This is a genomic window from Pseudalkalibacillus salsuginis (genome assembly GCF_021646685.1).
GTDB lineage: Bacteria > Bacillota > Bacilli > Bacillales > Fictibacillaceae > Pseudalkalibacillus > Pseudalkalibacillus salsuginis.
The window spans coordinates 987398-1011229 of sequence record NZ_JAKJHW010000001.1; the positions used below are offsets into that span (position 1 = coordinate 987398).

Consider the following 23832-nt stretch of genomic DNA (forward strand, 5'->3'; position numbering starts at 1 on the left):
GATAACGGTGGAAGTCGCGGAAGGATGGTTCAAAAAGATCGGTTCTATCAGCGAATTCCCCCTGAAATTTCCGAAATTTCCTGCTCTGAGAGTGTTCCCTGATAAATGCGCAGCTCGTCCATTAAGCCTTTGAAAGGAGGATCCCACCAATTGACACCAAGGCTGAAGAGGCTGTCAGCAGTCGTAAACGTATTCGGGAATCCAGCCCCTGTAAACGTTTCCTGACCGTCAACATAGACCTTTATCGTGCCATTGCCGACAGTGAACGCAAGATGTGTCCATTCATCTGTTCCAATTTGCATTCCGGCCGCGGCATCATACCATGTAGATCCTGCTGACCATACCATCGTATGATTTTGGACTCCAATGTGCCCTTTAGGCACTAAGCTGACCCAATGATTCGAATCCCTGGCACCAAAGAAGGCCGTTGTATAGGTCGTTAATTGTTCAGGATTCAACCAGAGCGAAACAGAATACGCATCACCTAAAATGAGGCCATCAGGGAGTCGGATTCCTGATGAACCATTGAACAGCGCTGCATCCCCAGCAACACCTCCAGTGAAGGAAATGTTACCATCTATATAGTTGATTCGATCACCCGTGGCTGTACCTGGGTCAAAGTTACCGGTACTATCGCTAAGGTTGCCTTCAAAAGCGTAATATGCGATTAACCCTTCCTCTCTTTCCGCAAGAACGGAAATTGCAAAGCTTTTCGATGCTGTAGCATCACCTTTTACAATTGTTGCTGTCAGTATTGCCGTTACATTTTCCAACCCAGCCTCTGGTCGATGAACGATTCCCTCATCCGTTATGACGTCGGTATTGGAGGAATGCCAAGAGATTTCTGTTCCGTGAGTACCAACCGTCGGTAATGTCAAGTCATCTATTATGTTGCTTGTATCTCCCAAGCTCAAGTCCGCTCGGACGTCTTCGACGAGTTGTTCATCTGATCTGTCCGAGATCATTTTACTGCCCCAAATAGAAACACCTTGTTTGGACACTGCACTGAATGTCATTTTATAGGTTTCTGATGTGAGATCCCATTGACGCAGAAACACCCCATCATATGTTACACCATCCAAGGTCAGTGCTGCGCTGTTATGACCTGTCTTTTTCCATTTTCCACTGACTTCTCCAGAAACCTTATTGTTTTTATGAAGGCTTATCGTAACAGATTCTTTAATATCTTCAGAAATATCTTTGCCATGATTGATAAATTTGTAATCGCCTATGATATCTTTTCGGTAAACTTCATCAAGAGATTCCCCTCCGTACCGATAGGGTGCAACTACCGGCCAGCCATCCTTATTCATGAACATTTGATGAACCCGGATTTCATGGGTCTCACCTCTTTCCGGAAAGCGTGAATGGAATATTAAAAATTGCTGACCTGTTTCTTGATCGTAAAAGACTGAATTATGACCTGGTGAAACATAACCAGTGCCAATACCTGTTCCCGGGTCACCAATTTTCCTTTCAAACAAGTAGTTCCCCATCAATTTTACGCCATAGGGTTCGATGGAACGATCGTCAAAAATAGTGCCAGGTTTGCCATGGACATCAATCATGTTATTGTCTTCAGCATCGTAATACGGTCCATCAGGATTTTTGGATCGAGCAACCCGCATATTGTAACCACCGTCTGAAGTAAGCCCTCCGAAAGACAAATACATATAATAATAATCAGTTTCTGGATGATATTGAATATATGGACCCTCGATTCTGCTGTGGTTCCCTCCCATCAGCTTTTTACCGTATCCTTGACCCGGAAGAGGCTTTCCTGTTTCAGGATTCATTTCCAGTATGAAAATGCCGCCGGAATAAGAACCGTACATCATCCAAAGCTTCCCGTTCTTATCAAAGAAGGTATGAGGATCAACTACATTCGGATGCTTTGTGGCATCGTACTTTTCGGGATATAGGCCATCATCATAAGGGGTTCCATCCACATCAGATTCTTCATCAGTCATCCCCGACTTTAAAATGATCCCTAAGTCTTTATAGGGACCTTCGACTTTGTCAGCTACTGCTACACCCATTGCTGACCTTGGGGAATCTCCTCTGCACGTGTTGTAATACATATAAAACTTGCCGTCCTTCAGCTGAACAACATCTGCTGCCCAAAGGGTGTCCGTTTCCGCCCATGATAGCGTTTCTTCTAATTCTTGCAATACATTATCAAATAATGGATTGTCAGGATGAACACCCGATGCCACAAGCTCCCACTGTTGGAAGTCCTTCGTCTTTGCTGCAGCCAAGTGTGAACCGAATACATAAAAGGTGTCATCTACCTTGATAACTGAAGGATCATGTACAGATGCCTCTTTAAAAACAGGCCCCTCCTCCCCTCGTCCACCATCAGGTTTATGACTGTCACTATTGGCAACCGCTGAGCCCGGTATCATTAAGGTGACAAATAAAAAGGGCAGAAATAATTTTCTGCAAAAAAATTTTTTCATATTCGTCCTATTCTCCTCTCTGTCATACCAGATAAAGAATTGAATCTCTCATGGTTGTAAGATGATAAGGGTGAGGGCTGTCCCATATGCGTATGACTCTCTCCGTTTCTAGAACATCTAGAGAACAATTCACGGTTTTTTCTCTAAATGTTGTGATGGAGGTGTCTGACACTTTCTTTTGGAACAGCCCCGTCCTAATCATTCCTTCATATTAGTTTTAAGTGTATCTTCTGCTTTTTTAAGCGCTTCCTCTGGCGTTTGCGATTTTTGCCTGATGACACTGTTAAACACGTTTGTATTAAACTCCGTTGCGACATCCGGGGTGTTCGGTGTAATATTGACAGCATTGATTTCATCTTTGATTTCTACAAGCGTATCAAATATATCCTCACCGAAGTATTGATAATATTTGTTATCTTCCCGGATTTCTTCACTTTCCCAAACATCGAACCGTGGAGGGTCAAACCCTAAGACCTTCCATAGTTGGATGTTGGCTTCCTTTGTAAGCTTCGCAAATGCCAAAAACTCCTTCGCTAGTTCTGCATGTTCCGTTTGGTTTGTGACGACAGTGCCCGTCCCACCCATACCGGCAGAACGGTAGCCGCCCTGTTCCCAAGCTGGCATTGGACGGATGACCATTTTACCTTTGAGGTCTGGCATGTAATCCAAGAATCTTCCCATATACCACATTGGCATATTGATGGCTGCTGCTCCGCCTTTATTCATAAATGCATAGAATTCTTCCGAGTGTTTCTCACCACCAGGTGTCACCTTTGCGATTTTATGCTTGTTAATTTGATCTTTCAAAAACTGGAGCGTCTTTACATTCGTTTCATTGTTAACGGTAAGCTCTCCATTTTCATTAAAGAAGTCGGATCCTTGTTGGGAAATCATCGACCATAAATTAATGTAATCATTTGTATCAACCGTTGTCATGACCACATCCGTATTTTCAACAACCTTTTTGCCAGCTTCATTGAAATCATCCCAAGTTTTGATGGAATCGATATCTACTCCGGCTTCGTCCATGATCTCTTTGTTGTAATACATAACAGATGCCCCAACATGAGTGGGCAAACCATAATAGTTTCCATCCTTGGCATAGATGTCAAAGCGTGAGGAGACGAACTTGTCTTTGACCGGATCAACATATTCATTCATCGGCAGCATTTGCGGCTCACCCTGTAAGTAATTTGGAAAGCGGCTGATCTCAATATCGGCAATATCCGGTGCACCTTTACCTGATTGCAATGCTAACAGCAGATTATTATGCATTTGATCATAGGGGTATGTCTCAGCAACCAATTTGATCGGCTTGTCCGGGTGTTCTTTATTCCAGCGGGGTACAGCGTCCTTAAAGAAATCCATGTGTAATTCTATAAATGTCCAATAGGTAAGTTCAGTAGCGTTTTCTACATCGCCACCAATCACTTCCGATTCTTCAGCTTCATTTGAGCTTTGCTTATCACCACTACAAGCCACTAAAACCAATACCATTAATCCTAAAAACGAAACTAAAATACTTGCTTTCTTCATAATCCTCCCCCTTTTCCATAATATTCAAATCTAAAGACCCCATATTCTGATAAAACAATCAAAACTCTTATCACCCCCTACATTAATGAAAACGAATTGCAACAAAACAATAACTGCTGCTTTTAATTGAACTATGATAAATGTTGATCCAATTTCCAAAAAATCTTCATAGATAACCACATGCATCCTAATGCCGCAACACCAATGGAAAAAAAGGGAATCACTCCGGGATAAACCAGAGAGAAATATGCCACTGCAAAGACAACCAATCCACTGGCAAACGTATAATGAAGATTAATCAAACCAATAATCAATGCATTTTTGATTTGATGGAACCAAGTTGCTTGATAGTGTACTAATAATGGAAAAGACCATAAAACAATAATGACGTAGAAAAATAAAACAAGGTAGAATACAAATGGGATGATAAATGTAATTTCACCTGCAGAATGGACAATGACTTGATAACTGAAATAAAGCAATACGCCCACCGCAAACAGTAACCAGCCTAAAATATTTGAATTAACGAATTCTTGGCGGTAGATCTGGTCAAATGTACGCCTAACCTTGATATCCAGTTCTCCATTTATCCATTTTCTTGATACTCCTAGCGCTGCTACTGTTGCAGGAAAAATTCCGCCAACGAATAACCCAAGAAGAGAATATAAGAACCACAATACATTTAAAACGGCCAGTCGCATGATCCAACTGAAAATAAGATCAAAGGTTGAGACGATTTCTTCCCCCTTCATTAGCCTGCCACCTCTTCTTCTCTCTTTCCTCACTGCGGGGTATTACCTGTTCACTTTTCCCGCAGGAGTTTCGTGAATTTCGTTTAAAGAAATTTCCACTAAAAAATACATCATTAAAATTTAACATACCCTAACCTTTAACTCCCCCAACAGTAAGCCCTGCGACAAAGTATCGTTGAAAGAAAATGAAAAGAATAATTATAGGCACAATGGTCATCACAGACCCTGCGATTAAAACATCATAGTTATTCCCATATGGTGTCAATAGTGTTGCTAAACCGATCGGCAAGGTGAACATATCATTGGATCGTAGTACAATCAGTGGCCAGAGGAAATTATTCCAGCTATGTAACCCCTGTAAAATCGCCATCGCTGCTAAAGAAGGCGTCATGAGCGGCAGCATGATCTTAAAGAAAATACCGTATTCGGTAGACCCATCTATTCTTGCGGCATCCATCAATTCTTTAGGCAGGCCCAAACAATATTGTCTGAAGAAGAAGACTGCTACCGGTGCCACAATGGCCGGAATTACAACAGCTGCATACGTATTGATCAACTGCATCTTGATCATCAACTGGAAAAGCGGCAGCATCAAAATTTCAAAGGGCACCATCAAGATGAACAAGACAAGTGTAAAGAAAAGGTTTTTGCCCTTAAAGTCATATAAAGCTAATGCATACCCAACCATTGACGAGAAAAATAAAGAGAGAATGATCGTTATTGCTGAGATAGCCAAACTATTGCCGTACCATGTCCAATAATCAGCTGCTTGGGTGAATATATACGTATAATTGTCCAAGTTCAATGTGCTTGGATCCAAAGTCAGACTAATCCCTTTTCTCATCAATTCAGTTGAAGGCCTAAAGGAGGATAGCAACAAACTTAGGATGGGAAACAGCGTAATGAAAGCGATTACAAAAAAGCTGATATTTGTTATCCATTTTAATGATTTGCTGTTCTTCCGTTCCATTTATTCATCCCCCCTTTTGAACGCCCCTGTAAGAATCAGCTGAATGAAACTGATCACGAAGATGATCAACATCAATACAACTCCGATCGCAGCACCGAATCCCATGTCATTTTGTTGGATTCCCTGTTGGTAAAGGTATCCAACTACTGTTAAACCGATATTTCCAGGTGAACCTGCCGGCCAGTAAACGAAGCTTTCTTCAAACATTCGAAACCCTGCAATGATCGATATCGTTGTGACAAAAATAGTCACTGGCTTCAGAAATGGCAGGGTGACATATCTGAATTTCTGAAATGCCGTCGCTCCATCAATATCAGCTGCCTCATAGGTTTCCTTAGGGATATTTTGCAAAGCTGCAAGGAAGTATAATATGTTGACACCCATCCAACGCCAAGAGCAAAGCAATACCATCAAGAACATTCCTGACCATGCATTATATCTCCATTCGACAGACTCTAACCCGATCCAATTCAGGAATTGGTTTGCTGCTGCCGAATCAGATTCTCCGAACAAAAGCCTGAATACCATACCAGCAACAATGGTTGAAGTTAATGCAGGAACGAATAAGGAGGATCTGAAAAACGTTTTGAATCTGACAATCTTGGAGTCTAGCAAAACGGCTATGATAATTGGAAATGCTACCAAAATTGACACTGTCAAAATGACATAAATGGTTGTATTTGACAGGGCCTTGAAAAAAGTAGGATTGAATATTCTGGAATAGTTATCGGTTCCGATAAATGTGACCTGGCCAGGCAATACACTTTGAAAGCTCATGATAATCGCCTGTATAGATGGATATAAAGATAAAATCAAAAATGAAAGTATAAAAGGTAGCACAAATATGTAAGGTACTACCTTTTTAGAATTCAAGAACTTGACAAATTGGTTTTGACCTTTGATCAATATGGTCTCCTGTTTTGTACTCTTGGGTACAGGCAACATCATAACGCCTCCCTATTGTTCACTTTACTATCCATTATGATTTGTTTAAACGTATGACGTTCCAAGAAGTTTTTGGCAAGCTAGCTTCCAACATACCTTCTTCCAGAGTAGATTGGCCGTTTCCATGAGGAGTTACAGCCTGATGGGATGCTGTATTGACCGCTTTCAAATCATCATTTTCAAGAACGATATGCTCTGATAATCGATATCCTTCAAAGCTTCTAACATCACTGGATACGGTGATAGATTCTTCCAAATTTTTATTTACCATAAAGATTGTCACTTCTTCTTTTTCTTCATTATAAACAACAGCACTATCTATATAAGGAACATCTGTATAATCTTTGCTGTCATACTTTGGGGACGTAAGGATCGGTTTGATTGATATACCCCGACCATAAACGGATGCATGCATATATGGGTAAAAGATTGTTTGTTTCCATGAACGTCCTGTATTTTCAGTCATAATAGGAGCTATTACATTCACTAGTTGCGCTAAACATGCCATTTTCACTCGATCCGCATGTTGTAAAAATGTGATCAACATACTGCCGACTAACAGGGCATCTTCGAAGTTATAATGATCTTCTAATTGAGGCGGCGCAACTGTCCATGGCTCAATTTTCTTGTCTTCCTCGTTCGAGTGATACCAAACATTCCATTCATCAAAACTGAGGTTGAGGGTCTTTTTGCTGCGATGCTTCGCTTTGATATAATCACAAGTAGATATGACGGTCTTGATAAAGTGATCCATATCCATATTTTTTGCTAAATAGTTTCCAGGATCATTTGCATGGTTACCGTAATATTGGTGAAGGGAAATATAATCTACTTCCTCATATGCGTGGTCAAGCGTGATTGCTTCATATTCCGGGAAGGTAGGCATATTAGTATTTGAACTGCCGCATGCTACCAATTCTATTGTCGGGTCTACTAGTTTCATTGCTTTTGCCGTTTCTTTCGCAATTCTTCCATACTCGTGAGCGGTTTTATGACCGATTTGCCAAGGCCCATCCATTTCATTTCCAAGACACCAGGTTTTAATATTATGAGGGGCTTCATAACCATGTGATTTTCTTAGATCGCTCCAATAGGTACCTCCAGGGTGATTCGTATACTCTAATAGGTTTCTAGCTGCATCTATGCCTCTAGTTCCCAGGTTGACAGCCATCATTACCTCAGCATTGACTTTCTTTGCCCAATCTACAAACTCATTTGTTCCTAGTTCATTCGTTTCAATCGTCCGCCAAGCTAATTCCAAACGCCGTGGTCGCTCTTCTTTGGGGCCGACACCATCTTCCCAGTTATACCCTGACACAAAATTGCCCCCAGGATACCTGATGATCGGAACATTCAGTTCTTTGACGAGATCGATAACATCTGTACGAAATCCTTGTTCATCTGAATCTGGGTGCTCTGGTTCATAGATCCCACCATACACAGCTCGCCCAAGGTGTTCAATAAAGGATCCATAAATCCGTTCATCCACTTTTGCAATCTCATAGTTTTTATCTACAATCATTTTTGCCTTTAATAGATCAGCCACTACAATCACTCCCTAAGAATATAATTTATCAATATGCAATCATTTTCAGAGACTTCAATCAGACAAAATTATCACTTTTATGTCCGAACATATACATTATAAAAGAGAAAAAAATAAAATATGTACGTATAAGTTGCCGCACTTAAGATTATATAGAAATATATTGTAAATTTCAATGTTTTTTGAATATTAAAATAAAATTTATTCCAATATACAGAAAAGTGCAACCACGAAGGGCACTGGAAGTCCGATTAGGAGGTTATCGCAGCCGCAGGAGGACTGAAGTGATCCAAGTGGTTGGACGGTGGAGCGTCACCGCAACTAAAATTTTTACATTTTCTATCCTTGGACAAAAATAAATAAGGGCCAACTCTTATGAATAGAGTCAACCCTTGTATTCTTTCGTAGAATTTCGAATGATAAGCTTGGGTTCGAATATGACAGATCCTACCTCATCCGATTTCTTCTGATGACCATTTGTTCCTTTTATCATTTCTAACATCATTTTAGCAGCCTTTTCCCCCATCTTGCTTTGGGGGTGTTCAATCGTAGTCAGCTTAACCTCTGAAACTTTGGCTAAAAATGAATCATCATACCCAACGATTGAAATATCATCTGGTATTTGTAAATCTTTTTCTCGAAGAACATCCAATAAGTTAATTGCGATCTCATCATTATAACAAACGATTCCGGTTGGTCTATCGTCATTCGTTTGTTTTAACAATTCATTCAGTTCTTTCATTGGTTTTTGATTCTTCTCCAGGGTGTTATATGAAATGATATTTTTGGGGTTTATAGCTAGATGATGGCTACGATGAGCTTTAATATACCCTTTCATCCTCTTGGAACCTTGGATATCATCCGTTTTAAAAAAACCTACAATGTTCTGATGTCCTTGTTTAATCAGGTGTTCCGTCTGGATATATCCACCTCTGTCATCATCCATTACAATGTGTATCGGCTCAAGTTCATCATAGTATGCGTTGATCATGATATACGGAATATTCATTCGTTCTAAATTCAGATAATAATTGATATTGGGATTGGCAAAAGCGCTTTTTGTCGGTTCTACAATAACCCCATCATATTGTTGGGCGATGATTCTTTCTAAAAATCGCTTTTCATTCTCATGATCATTATTCGTACTAAATAAAGTGACATGATAATCATGTTCGCTCAAATATGATTCAGCCCCTCTTATAATGGAGGGGAAAATATAGTCAGATATATATGTTGTAAGGATCGCAATATTTTTGGAATTCCGGCCATTATTGCTACCTTCTTTTGCTGTTCTGTCGGCACAAAAGGTACCTGCACCTTGCTCCCGATAAAGCCATCCCTGACTAACCAATTCTCCTATTGCCAACCTGATAGTATGACGACTTACATTAAATGTCTTCATCAGTTCGCTCTCTGAACTGATCTTTTGGTTGGGCTGAAAGGTACCGTCTAAAATTTTAGACATAATTGCTTTTTTGACAATATTGTATTTCGTTTCCATATATACACCTCAAAAAAAGCTCTAGCAAAATCACCGTCCAAATATCAATCGCTTTCACAATGATAGATAATGGCATGATTGTAATCTTTCACAACTGATATTCCTCCACTGAGGGTGCCACTTCAAATTGTGAATTCAAGAATATGGCTAAGACTAAATGAACGGATGTATTACACGTCTTTCCACTTATCCGTACACTAAGATTAGAGAACATCTATCCATTTGTCAATTTTCTAATACCGGCACTAGTTAATATGGATTTAAGAAGGACAGTCTCTCAGAATCATTCAGTTCCTTTGCAATTTGCTCGGAATGATCTTTAACCTATTCCAATACTTCCTAACCACTATTTGTGAAATTTTTATATAACACAAGATGTGTCGGAGTATCAGATGACGGTGTAAGTTTACCTTCTGCAACATTCCTTCAAAATCCAGTACGACCAAATCATCAATAGACATTTCATTGTAAGGAACTCCGCTTGGCTTTATGACAACCTACCTTGTATCTTTATCGAAACCGCTTATATTTCCCCAAGTAAAAGTGAGTAGTCCATGCTTAGGTAAGGCTAGGTTTGCTTCTTAACATTTAATATCCACTCCTTCCTTATATACGAACCAACATATACGTATATATTATTAAATTTATTACATATTAATATAATTTGTACGTATGAACAATAATCAAATGTAAAAATAATATAACTATATTTTTATTGTTTTCCATGAACCCTCTCCATTTCATTTAATAATCCAAAAATTCGTCTGCTGAATATTGAATTATGTTGAAATCATAAGATAAATGCAATATACTGAAATCACTATTTCAATACTATTTAAAATATTTAAATAATTCTATTTTCAAGGGTTGAGAATAACAAAACTTATCTACGAGATTGTATATGATGAAGTCGATAAAAACATAAGAGATGGAATTTTGAAGGCAGGTGAATTTTGAGGATTAATGAAACCCTACATTAGATCTTCAAGAAGATTTAAACAATTACATAAGAGACTAAACCCGATAAAAGATTTAAGGGCTAATCTTATTACGAATTGGCTCACTTTGGATATCATAACACCCTGAAGGTTATAACTGCATAAAATAAACTTTTGTATAATTCCTCTTTTTGATATTGCTCAATCAAAAAAATTCCAATATTCATATAGTTTGGTAGTATAATACAATACTAATAAGGGTGATGGAAAATGAATCTGTTTACGTATGATAGTCGAATGTATCGTTTTATTGATAGATTGTCCCAGATTTTACTTCTAAATATCCTTTGGATTATCACTTGCCTTCCCATTATTACCATTTTCCCCTCAACATACGCTATGTTTGGAGTAGTAAGACAATGGACTTTGAAAAATGAAATTAATATTTTCTCTGCTTTTTGGACCTATTTCAAGGAAAATTTTAAACAATGTATTTTACTAGGGTTTGTTTGGACAATAACAGTTTCAATATTACTTATGAATCTTAGTTTAAGCTTTCGAATGCCATATACGTTTTTAAAAATAGTTACAACCTCAGTCTTAGCATTAATGATCTTTTTATTTATAATTACTTCTATTTATATATTTCCCGTTTTAGTTCAATATAAAGCAAAATGGTATTCTATTATCCGTAATTCATTTCTCTTTTCAGTGGGACAGATCTCAATTTCACTAGTAAATATAATTATAGTGGTCATTTCATTAATCATAATTAGTTATATGCCTATAAGTTTCCTTTTTATAGGAGGACTGTCATCCTATAGTATTTATTACTTATGTAATAAATCTTTTTATAAACTTAAAAAAATAAAAAAAGATAAAACTCCCGATGAGAAAATTTTATATACTTAAATTGAGCATTTGTGATACTCCTCGATTGGATATGGCAACGAGATGTAAATCTAATTCCTCTCATGTTTTATTTCTGCTTGTTCCGAAAAAAAGCCTTCGTGTTTATTCACGAAGACTTAATAAAAATGCAAAATATTAGAAAAATAGAGCCTATAAAACCAACAATTCTTTAGGTGAATGGGTTAATACTTCAATTCCATTATCGGTTATAAGTATGTCATCTTCAATTCGAACCCCTCCGATTCCAGGTAAATATATACCGGGTTCAACGGTTACCACCATACCAGCTTGTACTACATTGTTGCCAGTGGTTGAAAAGAATGGATTCTCATGAATATCTAAGCCGATTCCATGCCCTGCACCATGACCAAAATATTCCCCATACCCTTTCGCTTTTATGAAATCACGTGGTAAAGCATCCACCTCTTTTGTAGAGAGTCCTGGTTTTATACCTGACAACCCACGATTTAACGCCTCCAGAACAATTTGATATACTTCTCTTAACTTTTCTCCTGGATCCCCAACCGCAACTGTTCTGGTCATGTCAGACCGGTAACCATTATAATACGCGCCAAAATCTAATGTAACCATTTCTCCTTTTTCGATGGTTTTTTCAGATGCAACCCCATGTGGCAGAGCTGATCGATAACCTGAAGCCACAATAGTATCAGAACCTGAGGATGTCGCACCTTCTTTCCTCATGATATATTCTAACTCATTGGCTACTTGCTTTTCCGCCAATCCAGGACGAATTAATTCGACTATATGAGTAAATGCTTTATCAGTAATCTTAGCTGCCTCACGGATTGTATTGATTTCTTCTTCTGACTTAATTTCTCGAAGCCTTTCAATTACACCTGATAATGGAACAAGTTCAACATTTATTTTATCCCTATATTGAAGATACTCCCCATAAGTCATGTAGTCTTTTTCAATTCCAAGCTTCTTGATCCCCATTTTTTCTACATGTTCAGCTAATTCTTCAACAGATCGTTTATACAAAACAACTTCATAGTTTACTGCTTGTTCTCCAGCCTGTTCTTCATAACGGGAATCAGTTAATAATTTTGCCTCTCTTTCTGAAATGATCACAATGCCAGCAGATCCGGTAAAATTAGTCATATAACGTCGGTTTGATCGACTGGTAATCACCATTCCATCAATACCTACTTCTTCAAATCGATTTCTAACACTTTTTAATTTGTCCATATTGACTTTCGTAGTCATAATCAACCTACTCCCCTATAATTTTCAGGCATCTATCCTTTAATACCTGTCAGACTAATCCCTTCAATGAAGTATCTTTGTCCGATAAAGAAAATGAGCACAGCCGGTATGACCATTACGGCAGCAGCTGCCATCATCAAGTTCCAATCAGATGAATAAGAACCTTTTAACTGTAATAACCCTAATGCCAATGTGAATTTGGATTCATCATTTAAATAGATTAATGGACCAAAAAAGTCATTCCATACATTCGTAAATGTAAAAAAGCCGATTACCAACATTGCAGGCTTCACTAAGGGAAGTAATATTTTTGTGAAAATTTGAAAATAACTTGCACCATCTATTAAAGCAGATTCATCTAACTCTTTAGGGATATTCAAGAAAAATTGACGCATCAAGAAGATGAAAAAACCTCCCCCTCCAAAAAAGCTCGGGAATACCAAGGGCCAATAAGTATTAATACCGCCAAGTTTTGACCACATCATAAAGGTCGGGATTAAGGTGACAGCAGGTGGAAGCATCATTGTAGCAATGATTGCTCCAAACCATATATTCCTACCAGGAAACCTTAATCTCGCAAAAGCATATCCGCATAGACAACTTGTAAAAACCGTTCCTATAAGGCATGGTATAAGGATATAGAGTGTATTTTTTACATACAGCCCAAAATCGATAATAGAGAAAATTTCAATATAGTTACTCCATATAAATTTTTCGGGTAGGAGCTTAGGGGGAAATTCAAAAATCTCAACGTTAGTCATCAGTGAACTACGAATAAGCCAAAAGAATGGAATAAAGCTTATCAAAGCACCAATAATTAAAATGATTAAAGCAATATTTTTTTTAATTGTTTTCGCCTTCATCTATTTCCTACCTCCATAGTGAACCCAATCTTTTGAGCTTCTGAAGATGAATAGTGTAAACAGGGCAATAATAATGAATAGGATCCATGCGAGTGCACTAGCGTATCCCATATTGTTCTGTAGGAAGGCTTCCCGGAAAATGAGATATACATAAAAAAATGTTGCATTATTCGGCCCACCCTCTGTCATTACGTAAGCCTGAGTAAAAGCCTGGAATGCACCAATTAATCCCATGATGAGATTAAAGAAAATTACCGGTGTAATGGTTGGAATCGTAACATATCTAAATTTATGCCAAACGTTTCCCCCATCGATATCAACCGCTTCAAGAAGTTGTTTTGGGACATCCTGTAACCCGGCAAGGAAAATGAGTGCCGTTCCTCCACAACTCCAAACGCTTAAGAGGATTAACGATGGAATGGCAGTGGACTCATCGTATATCCACATCAGTGTCGGTAATCCTAAAAAATCCAAAATGGTATTTAGTAATCCAAAATCTGGATTAAAAAGCCACAACCATAATATGTTAGAAGCCACAGCAGGAACGATGACTGGCAGATAGTACATCGTTCTAAACACCGATTGGCCTTTAACATTCATATTCATCAACAGAGCGACAATCAGAGCAGATAGAAGCGTAAAAAATGTACTTCCGAAGGCAAAATAAAAAGTAACCCATAGAGACTTTTTAAAATATATATCATTAGTAAAGATATTGACATAGTTTTGAAATCCTACCCACTCTGATGCCCCAATAATTTTCCAATTTGTAAAACTCATAATCAAACTTGCAATCATAGGTCCTATTGTCCAGAGAAGCAAGCCTAAAATGGCAGGCAAAGCAAATATATAGCCTGCTATAGCTTCCTTTCTGTGAAGGCTACGAATTTTTGTTTTTTTTGTAATTTCCTTAGGGACACCTGTTCCTAACTTAATCTCCTTTTCAAGATTCATATGACCCCTCCTTTTCATAGCTTTATAAGGAAGAGAAAGTCACGAATATTCAGAAAATTTCGTGACTGCCTCAGGTTAATTACTGTATTTGTCTCCAAACTGTTTCTCTATTTTCGGCATAATATCATCCTTCACAACTTCTTCTGCAGTCTTTTCACCACTCCAAAGTTGATCAAGGGCAGGAGTTAAAATTTGATTGACCTTGCTTCGATCTTTCCAGTAATAATTAGGATTTTGACGAACATTGTTCATAGCCCAATCAATAACCGCTTCTTTATATTCAGGCGGATGAACAGGGTTGTCTGTCCATTTTTTAATAAGTTCAGGATCTTTATACCATTGCACTTCGTTCGGCATCCATAAACCACTTTGAATTAATGGCAATGAATTTTCAGGATCCATTATAAATTTAAGAAATTCTTTTGTTTCATCCCAATTTTCCTTTGAGTTTTTTGTGTCAAATACTACTATAGGAGTCCCCTCACTAGAGGTTACAGGTTCCTTGAATTTAGGTAAAACTCCAATTCCTAAATTCAGGTTTTTGTCGACCTTGGCTTTTCCCAGTTCCTGCAATGCCCACTGACCATCAAGGGTCATTCCTACTCTTTTGGTTAATAAGGCTGTATCAACATTAGGGATTGTGGATAGGTCTGATGGTTTTGGCATAACATGATGAACATACATTAAATCAGCAATTTTTTGTAATGCTTCAATAGTTTCCGGCTCGTCAATCAAAATGTCTTTGCCATCAAGTGAAACGATACCACCACCGTTACTGTAAATATAAGGTTCATATCTTGTGGAGAAATTATTAACCCCATAGGTTTTAATGTTTTTGGGATCAAAGCCTGGGTCATCGGGATGTTTTCCATTTCGATCGACAGTTAATTTTTTTGCAACATCGATGAATTCCTCCCAAGTCCATGCATCTTCTGCCTTTGTAGGTGGATATGGGATGTTTTTTTCATCAAATAAATCCTTGTTATAATAGATGTTGTATACTTCATTTGCTACACTAGCCCCACCAATAGGGCCATCGTCATCAAACTGGAAAATAGCATAATCTAATTTTTCATTGATTTCTCCAGATTCAAAAAGGGGTTTCAAATCTTTAATTTTCCCGTTTTCAAGCCATGTCGGTAATGAACCTTCAGAAAAATATCCAAGGTCTGGCAATGTATTCGAAGACGCCATAGTATTCATTTTTTCTAGATAACTTCCTTGAACTTGTTGTGGATTGACTTGAATTTTAGGGTGGGAGTCGTTGAAATCCTTGATTACTCCTTCAATCGCCTTTTTTTCTAATGGTCCTCCCCAGTAAGTAAATTTCAATTGTACGACACCATCTTTTTTAGTTGTTCCTGTTGCATCGGTCCCACCTAGACAACCGGTTATTAAACTAGTAATTAAAAATAGAATTGAAAATATGGTAATGCTCTGCTTAATTCTCACCATTTGATACAAACCTCCTATCAATGTTGGAATATCACTTTTCAACTAGCTTTTTTCATTAATCCAAACAAGCATTTCCCCTGGCTTTCGATTGCACCAAGCATAATAAGGTATTGCTTTGATCCTTGTAGGTTTTCTTTTAGATTCTGCAGGTTGATAAAGTTGCTCGTCCCATCCATAGTCATCTAACCGTTCAGCGTCTCCTGTAATAACAGTCATGCCTCCAAGAAAATCCTTATCAAAATGAGCGTTAAGTTGGCTATTAAGAGGAAGGTAGATGCTCGGTAAATTACCTCCATTATCAGCTTCTTCTAAACAATAAACGAGTGGTCCACGTTGAATAGCGACTTTACCTATATTCCCTCTAACATTTGGATGCGCTTTCATTTTTTCAATTGTCATAGGAAGGTTTAAGTGAATTTCATCCCCCTTTCGCCATTTGCGAGAAATATAGGCATACCCTTTTTTTACATCATCATTGAGATCGATGACATCCCCATTAACCTTTAAAATTGCCCCTTTGGACCATCCAGGGATACGAAGGGCAATTGTAAAAACAGCTTCCTCTTCAGGGAGTATTGTTATATTGATATTTCCATCCCAAGGAAAATTTGATTTCTGGACAATTTTGACCTTTTGTTCTCCGATATCGAGTTCTCCTTCACTTCCCACATAAAGGTGTACATAAGCTTCGTTTTGATCTGCAGAGTATACATAATGTCCAATGGAGGTAATTAGCCTCGCCAAATTAGGTGGGCAACAAGCACAATTGAACCATTTTTGGCGTTCATGCTTTACATGGATCCTATCTTTTCTTTTCAGACTGGCTTTTGGCCATACTTCTAATGGATTTACGTAAAAGAATTTCTTTCCGTCTAAGTCCATTCCGCTTATCGTTCCGTTAAAGAGAGCACGTTCCATCACATCGGCATATTGACTATCCTTTTCAAGGTTTAACATTCTTTTTGCCCAAAATACTAAACCTATGGAGGCACAAGTTTCGGTATAACATAAGTCATTAGGAAGGTCATAGTCGAAAGAAAATGCTTCTCCATGGCTCATAGAGCCTACTCCTGCCGTGATATACATTTGACGTTGGGTAACATTTTCCCATAATCTTTTAGAAGCTTCTTTTAACGTTTGATCATTTGTTTCTGAAGCCAAGTCAGCCATTGCTGTATACATATACATGGCACGAACAGCATGTCCAATTGCTTCTTTCTGCTCCCTGACAGGTAAATGTGCTTGATGATAGCTATAGCTCCCATATTCATCAGTCCACCAAGGCTTTTTTTCATCACCTCTCTTTTGTTTTTCAATATCAAAATAATGGGGAGTTTTACCCCGTTCATCAATAAAATACTTACTTAAATTCAGGTATCGCTTATTATTTGTCACTCTGTAAAGTTTCACAAGCGATAGTTCTATTTCTTGGTGGCCAGGATATCCAGGCAGTTGATTTTCCCCATGACCAAATATTGAATCAATATGATCAACGAACCGAGACATGATGTCCAATAATTTTCTCTTACCAGTAGATTGGTAATATGCAACCGCTGCCTCTATCATATGACCTGCACAATATAGCTCATGGTGATCTCGTAAGTTTGTCCATTTTTGATCTGGTTCGTTTATAGTAAAATAAGTGTTTAAATATCCGCTTTCTTCTTGTGCTCTTCCAATAAGATCAATCACTTCATCAGCTGTTTTTTCTAACTCAGGATTTGGATCCGTTTCAAAACTGTAGGCAACTGCCTCTAACCATTTCGCCACATCGCTGTCTTGAAATACATAACCTTTAAACTCCCCTTTCTCTTCTTTCGCTGCGATTCGAAAGTTTTTAATCGCATGACTTGGTGGTGCATCTGGAATTTGATCATTTAATGCAGCCCATTGATAAGGAATCACTTCATTAATAACTACATCCATATAATTACTCCAAAAATTGTCTGTTACTTGAACATCAGTTAATTTACTATCTACTGTTTTCAACGAATCAACACTCCTTATTGGCTCTTTCCAAGCGCGTCAAATTGTTTTCTACTTACTGTTCGTAAACCAAAAACTCTTCGAACCCTATGACCGTCGTGAGGTTTGAATGTAACTTTGATAACTTCATTTCCATTGACCAATTCCTGTGGTAGGACATGATTGATATTATAAAACTTATTAACTTCCTTGAACCCCTTAGTGCTATGAAGCAACACAGTATCATTTACCAAAATATCAAATTGACAATCTTGTAACTCTTTGGCTTCTGTATAAGTGATAATAAGCATCATTTCAGAATCAGGTTTTACTTTTAAATCATAGGAAAACCATCCGCCAACACCTGTTTGCCTGTACCCACGATTATTAAGTCTCCCAACGCTAGTATAGTAACCATCAAAATCATGGTCCCTTTCAGGCTGCATTTCTCCTGGCTGTACATAATCTATTGTGCAATTTTCCATAATTTTCATTCTTTTGCGGGCTTTACGATACTCTTCTTCGGCTTCCTTCCATTCTTCATCCGAAAATACATCCCAATAAACCGAGTACATTTTATCGTGCATCCTATAAAATGGATAAAGTTTCACATCTTTTAGGTAACCAACATTCGTTTGAAATGTATTCCGTTTCCCTTCTACTGGGTCAATCCACTTTTCTACTTTTTTGTCATTTGTAATCATAACCGGTGTGTATAAATGTTCTTTAGCTGCTGGATCATTCAGTGGACCTAATTCACCCGCAAGGACTAAAGGTCCGTACATTACAGCCACTCTGTTTGGATTATCTGGCATACTTTCAAGCCGCAGTGTCATTGGAATATAAACCTCTACCTGATCACCATCCAACCATGTCCTTTCAATTTCTATATAGGTCCCGGGGTTGCTATCAACTTTCTGTACTTCCCCATTGACTTTTACTTGTATGCCGTTTTCAGCCCAATAAGGGTAACGAATTAACATTGAAAAATTCACTGGATCTTTAGTAGTTACCTGAAATTTAACTATGTCGTCTTCAGGATAGGTTGTATCTTGTGACAACTTTATCCCCTTGCTCTCCCAGTTAAGAGTGGATGAAATAAACTGGTTGATGTAAAGCTTGTCTTTATCATGGAAATAAATGTTACTTCCGTAGTTTGCATGATTTTCCATCCCCGTTCCGATACAACAAGTAAAATCAAATTTTCTATTGTAATCTTTGAAACCACCCATATCCAATGATAGACAATAGCAAACGGATCCTTCTTCTGGATTCTGTGATGCTAAAATATGATTAAAAAGAGCTCTTTCGTAATAATCCGCCTTTTCACCTGCTGCCCCCCACTGAAATAAATGACTCGTCAGTTTTAACATATTATAAGTATTGCACGTTTCCGCAGTATGCGGACCGAGCCGATCATTTAACAAATCCGGCTCTCCAAAATATTCACTAAAGCTATTACCACCGTTTACATATGAGTGATGCTTTACGACACGATTCCAAAAAAATTCTACAGTCTCTTTACGTTTTACATCATTAGTAAGTTCATATTGCCTAGCTAACCCAATTATTTTCGGTATTTGAGTATTTGCATGCTTCCCGGGTAAACAATCCACATTTTCCGAAAGTGGATCCAAAACTTTTTTATGCCAAAAACGTTCTGCAAGTTTAAGATATTTGGTCTCACCCGTGTCAGCATATAAATCTGCTAGGACTTCATTTATACCACCAATTTCACATACCATTACCTCTTCCATTTGTTGGTCACTAATGTTTAAGAATATACCGTGGAGCCAATTTGCAAGTTTAATTTCGATTTCCAATCCTTTTTTATTACCTAATAACTGATACCCATCACGCAGTCCAGCCATGAGTTTATGTAGCGTATATAAGGGAGCCCATCCTCCATTTAAGTCAAACCCTTTTGACCGGATATTACCTGATGCAACTTCAAGAAATATTTCTTTACCTCGTGGAATGCCCGAAACATAACCATCCCCATGTGCATTTTGACAAGTTTCAAGCTCATCAATGATATAGTCGAAACGCTCTTTAAATCTGATATCTTCCAAAGATGTATAGAACATTGCACAGGCTGATAAATAATGGCCGAGTGTATGACCCGATAAACTCATTGCCTCCCAGCCTTCATACTGCTGAGCTTTTGGTTTGAGGCCTGCATATTCTCTAAATCTTGCAAGTAGACGATCCGGTTCCAATTGAAGTAAATACTCCTTATTAAGTTCCATTGCATGTTTAAATGGACCGCTTGAAATTTTTACATCTTTTAAATCAAATGGTTTCGCCTTTGTCTCAACTTGCATCTTTACAACCATATTCATACTCCTTTTTGAAATATTAGTACAACTAGATCATTCATTCTCTATTATCCTCCTTTATAAAAATCCTCCTCTCTAATAATTTGACATTTAATTATGCAAGTATAATGACTTTCTCAGTCCTTACTATAGGAAAAAAACATTATTTACGATTGGTTTTTAAGTAAAAAAGGATATGGCAAGTAGGTACACTTAAACACTTTTATTGTGTATCTAAAGATGAGAAACTAAGGGGGGCGTAATTTGAAGATTAAATAAAAGAAATTGCCAGATAAAACAAGCTATTATCGTTAGAAGAAGTGAAGTTAAAAGATGAAATCTCAAATTTAACTTTCTCATGAGTCAACTACGACACTATCAAACTGAAGGGAGATTTTATAATACAACTTCTTAAATAACCAACTGTTACATTGATTATACGAATAACCTCGATGTGGAGCGGACAAAAATAATATACATGTACGTATAAGAGGTTTTTTAAATTATATAAAATCATTTCAGAAAATTCAATGTTTTTTTAATTAATAAGTAATTAGTTGGATTTAAATAGTCTTCTACAATTTGCTAAAATTTTTTTACTTACAGTACCAATCATGTACGTATATTTTGGACTTTATCGTACAGAGCATATGTTTATGGATGCCTCACGCATCCCTACGGTACAAAGTATGATTCTTTCTGAAACTACCGAGGAACGGAAAGACGCTCTCGATCAACTCCTGCCTATGCAACAGCAGGATTTTGAGCAAATTTTTGAAACGATGCAAGGACATCCGATTACCGTTCGCTTATTAGATCCACCACTCCATGAGTTTTTGCCGGACAAAGAAGAACTGCTCGTTGATGTGACAAAGCTGCAACTGACCGAACCTTATTCATTCAAGATACAGGAAAAGCAAAAATTCTTACGGAAAGTAAGGCTATAAGAAGAATCGAATCCTATGTTAGGACATCGGGGCTGCCGCTTAGGTATGATGCATCCTGAAATTTACGAAATGCAAGTCATGGCCATTTTTAATGCGATGTCCAACGTTATGACCAAAGGAATCAACGTTAAATCCGAAATCATGATTCCTTTGGTCAGCCATGTGAATGAATTGAAAGCAATGCGTCAACTGGTGATTAATATTGGTGAGCAAGTCCAGGGAGAAACAGGACTTGCATTCGCCTACACGGCTTGCAGCAGCTCAGGCAACTATACGTCATGAGCAAAGTAGTCCTATAAAAGAACCTCAGTTCAATTAAATGAGGAAAGAGAACCCTCTTCTTGAATAAGATAATACGATAATGGACGATCTAAGTAATAATTAATAAGGAACTCTAAACAACTCCTGTGATGATGTTTAGGGTTCCTTTCTTTGTATGTGCTAATCCTCACATTAATAAATCTTTATATTCTTCAAAGTCATAATCATCTATAAAATACCCTGACACAATAGTGCCAAGGTTTTATCAATTTAGTAAAGTTGATTATATTGTTCGCGTTCCCAACAATATAATCCTTATATATTTCAGGGTTCTTTCATAAGCTCTGCCCAATACACTTTCCGATTGTCCAACGTAATAAATATCTTTCACACAATTATGGATGATATAAATACCTGATAAATTATTTTGGCTTTCTCTTACATTTTTATTTCTAAATTCAAGTATCTCTTGTGGAGGAAATTGTTAAGGAATTAGCACAAGATACTATATTTAAAAATTATCCAATCCGAGTTTATCATCATTCGGAGGTTCATCTGATGTAGAGAAGTCCGTATCAGAACAAAATTGATAAATTTTAAAAACCTCTTTAAGTACCTTTACATTTACACATGGAGATGACGTTACTCTTTTCAATACTTTATGCCCAAATATCTCCTATATTGAATCCGTTTGGAAAAGGGTCTGTTGGATCAAGTACATAAGTGTTAAATCCGGTAATCCAAGCCTCACCGCTAACTGTAGGAACTACTGCTTTATAGTCACCAAGTTTTACTTCCTCAACAAGACGCCCATTATATACTGTCCCTAAAATCCCCTCATGTCGAAAGTCTTGATTTAATTTCAATTCACCCTTAGCATACAAGGTAGCCATTTTTGCACTAGTTCCAGTCCCACAAGGACACCGATCCAGAGCACCCGTCCATGTAGAAGGGTCATCCCAGTCAAGATCTCCGGAAGCAACGTTAACAACATTTTTCCAATCTGCTTCAGAATTTGTAGATGGTCCAGAAAGCTGAGAAATAGTAATACCGACTCCTGGATAATCAGGATGTTCTACAGGTAATTGTTCCTGAGCAGCCTTGCGGATCATAGAGGAAATACGGGCAATTTCACGACCATGTTCAGGGATAAGTTCAAGTCCCTTAAACTGGCGTACGTCAGCAATAACATAGAACATCCCTCCCCATCCTACATCCACCTTTACTTTTCCCAAATGAGGTACATCAATTTCTGCATCTATATATGGTGCAAAAGCCGGAACATTCTTAAATGTTACGTTCGTAACTTTACCATTTGAACACTCTGCTTTTACACGAATAAGTCCAGCAGGAGCTTCAAGTGTTAGTTCAGTAACTGGTTCCTGCATGGGCAGCATGCCCGTTTCCAAAAGTACTGTAACAACAGCGATGGTATTGCCACCAGACATAACTGGATATTCAACCTGCTCCATTATAATGTAACCAGCATCTGCATTCGGATGCTTCGGGGGCACGATAAGGTTACAACACAGAGGTGGATATCCCCTTGGTTCCCTTAACATAAGCTTTCGAAGCTGATCATCGTTTTTTTCAAGCCAACACATCTGCTCAAAAACTGTTTTTCCAGGTATATTAGGGACTCCTCCAGTAATTACACGCAGAGGCTCCCCAGAATGAGTGTCTACAGCATGGATCATTCTTTTAAAACTCATATCTTATCACTCCTATGCTTTTTATTCCATATTCATTAAATATTAACTTCCTGACCAATCCCTGCTTTTTTGGCTTTTTTATATACGTAATTACCAATAGAGGCATCGAACAAGGCCATATTTACTGTTTTGAAAATAATAAGACTGTCATTTCTCGGTGCTTTTGTTTTCCCAGATAACAAATCGAATAAAAGTATAACCTGATGATCTTTAATCCAGCCTTTTTCCATCGGGTCCATAATATCACCAGATTCTACCTTTCCTTGTTCCGAATCAATATAATAATAATCAGCTTGCTCAAACAAAGTTTGTGGCAATTCCCTCATATTACTTTTGTAAGATCCTACCCTACAACTAACTTATTTTTATAGAGCTCCGTATCGTCCGGAAGTACTGGGGAGACGGACAAGGCTACTGCGATGATACCAATGATGTACCCGTCAATAAAGGCCCTCCCCCGCCGGTGTAGAAGAACATTTGAAAATGAAAGTTACCTAAAGGCATTTCTTCTAATGTACGTACTCTTTTCATAATTCCCCTCCATATTTTGAATAATCAAAAAATACATCCC

At 37.9% G+C, this 23832-nt stretch carries 15 protein-coding genes and 3 pseudogenes; 2 read left to right on the forward strand and 16 right to left on the reverse strand.

The window, feature by feature from the left end; all coding sequences use genetic code 11:
- Positions 1-47: 47 nt before the first annotated feature.
- The 8 genes and pseudogenes from abnB to L1611_RS05020 form a co-directional block, all read right to left on the reverse strand.
- Positions 48-2459 (reverse strand): arabinan endo-1,5-alpha-L-arabinosidase AbnB, encoded by a 2412-nt coding sequence (gene abnB, locus L1611_RS20775; RefSeq protein ID WP_322972513.1) that lies wholly within the window; start codon positions 2457-2459, stop codon positions 48-50.
- A gap of 198 nt (positions 2460-2657) precedes the next feature.
- A complete protein-coding gene (locus L1611_RS04990) occupies positions 2658-3995 on the reverse strand; it encodes an ABC transporter substrate-binding protein (protein ID WP_236311972.1) in 1338 nt (445 codons plus the stop codon).
- A 131-nt stretch (positions 3996-4126) separates the two neighbouring features.
- A complete protein-coding gene (locus tag L1611_RS04995) occupies positions 4127-4747 on the reverse strand; it encodes a YesL family protein (protein ID WP_236311973.1) in 621 nt (206 codons plus the stop codon).
- A 130-nt stretch (positions 4748-4877) separates the two neighbouring features.
- Positions 4878-5717, reverse strand: a complete 840-nt coding sequence (locus tag L1611_RS05000) for a carbohydrate ABC transporter permease (RefSeq protein WP_236311974.1) — start codon at positions 5715-5717, stop codon at positions 4878-4880.
- Complete coding sequence (locus tag L1611_RS05005) at positions 5718-6662, reverse strand: carbohydrate ABC transporter permease (RefSeq protein WP_236311975.1); 945 nt, start codon at positions 6660-6662, stop codon at positions 5718-5720.
- 34 nt (positions 6663-6696) lie between these two features.
- Positions 6697-8208 carry an arabinosylfuranosidase ArfA gene (arfA, locus tag L1611_RS05010; RefSeq protein ID WP_322972514.1) on the reverse strand — a complete coding sequence of 504 codons (1512 nt, stop codon included), beginning with the start codon at positions 8206-8208 and terminating at the stop codon, positions 6697-6699.
- A 385-nt stretch (positions 8209-8593) separates the two neighbouring features.
- Entirely contained in the window at positions 8594-9709 is a 1116-nt protein-coding gene (locus tag L1611_RS05015) for a GntR family transcriptional regulator (RefSeq protein ID WP_236311976.1), read from the reverse strand.
- Positions 9710-10051: 342 nt separating this feature from the next.
- Positions 10052-10236: pseudogene (locus tag L1611_RS05020) on the reverse strand (class II aldolase/adducin family protein); the annotation flags it as partial.
- Between the two features lie 708 nt (positions 10237-10944).
- Here L1611_RS05020 and L1611_RS20900 point away from each other — a divergent pair.
- Positions 10945-11559 (forward strand): YesL family protein, encoded by a 615-nt coding sequence (locus L1611_RS20900; RefSeq protein WP_407681705.1) that lies wholly within the window; start codon positions 10945-10947, stop codon positions 11557-11559.
- A gap of 150 nt (positions 11560-11709) precedes the next feature.
- Here L1611_RS20900 and L1611_RS05025 read toward each other — a convergent pair whose 3' ends face one another.
- The 6 genes from L1611_RS05025 to L1611_RS05050 form a co-directional block, all read right to left on the reverse strand.
- A complete protein-coding gene (locus L1611_RS05025; RefSeq protein ID WP_236312046.1) occupies positions 11710-12768 on the reverse strand; it encodes a M24 family metallopeptidase in 1059 nt (352 codons plus the stop codon).
- Positions 12769-12818: 50 nt separating this feature from the next.
- Positions 12819-13649, reverse strand: a complete 831-nt coding sequence (locus L1611_RS05030; protein ID WP_236311977.1) for a carbohydrate ABC transporter permease — start codon at positions 13647-13649, stop codon at positions 12819-12821.
- Positions 13650-14603, reverse strand: coding sequence for a carbohydrate ABC transporter permease (locus tag L1611_RS05035; protein ID WP_236311978.1), 954 nt, complete (start codon positions 14601-14603; stop codon positions 13650-13652). It abuts the gene before it with no gap.
- A 75-nt stretch (positions 14604-14678) separates the two neighbouring features.
- A complete protein-coding gene (locus L1611_RS05040) occupies positions 14679-16058 on the reverse strand; it encodes an ABC transporter substrate-binding protein (protein ID WP_236311979.1) in 1380 nt (459 codons plus the stop codon).
- A 42-nt stretch (positions 16059-16100) separates the two neighbouring features.
- Complete coding sequence (locus tag L1611_RS05045; RefSeq protein ID WP_265738345.1) at positions 16101-18047, reverse strand: glycoside hydrolase family 127 protein; 1947 nt, start codon at positions 18045-18047, stop codon at positions 16101-16103.
- Between the two features lie 14 nt (positions 18048-18061).
- Positions 18062-20359 carry a glycoside hydrolase family 127 protein gene (locus tag L1611_RS05050; protein WP_236311980.1) on the reverse strand — a complete coding sequence of 766 codons (2298 nt, stop codon included), beginning with the start codon at positions 20357-20359 and terminating at the stop codon, positions 18062-18064.
- Between the two features lie 611 nt (positions 20360-20970).
- Here L1611_RS05050 and L1611_RS05055 point away from each other — a divergent pair.
- A pseudogene (locus L1611_RS05055) lies at positions 20971-21537 on the forward strand (putative PEP-binding protein); the annotation flags it as partial.
- Positions 21538-22208: 671 nt separating this feature from the next.
- Here the strand turns inward: L1611_RS05055 and L1611_RS05060 are convergent.
- Both L1611_RS05060 and L1611_RS05065 read right to left on the reverse strand, forming a co-directional pair.
- Positions 22209-23261, reverse strand: coding sequence for a proline racemase family protein (locus L1611_RS05060; RefSeq protein ID WP_236311981.1), 1053 nt, complete (start codon positions 23259-23261; stop codon positions 22209-22211).
- A gap of 35 nt (positions 23262-23296) precedes the next feature.
- Positions 23297-23599 (reverse strand): annotated as a pseudogene (locus tag L1611_RS05065) (hypothetical protein); the annotation flags it as partial.
- Positions 23600-23832 lie beyond the last annotated feature (233 nt).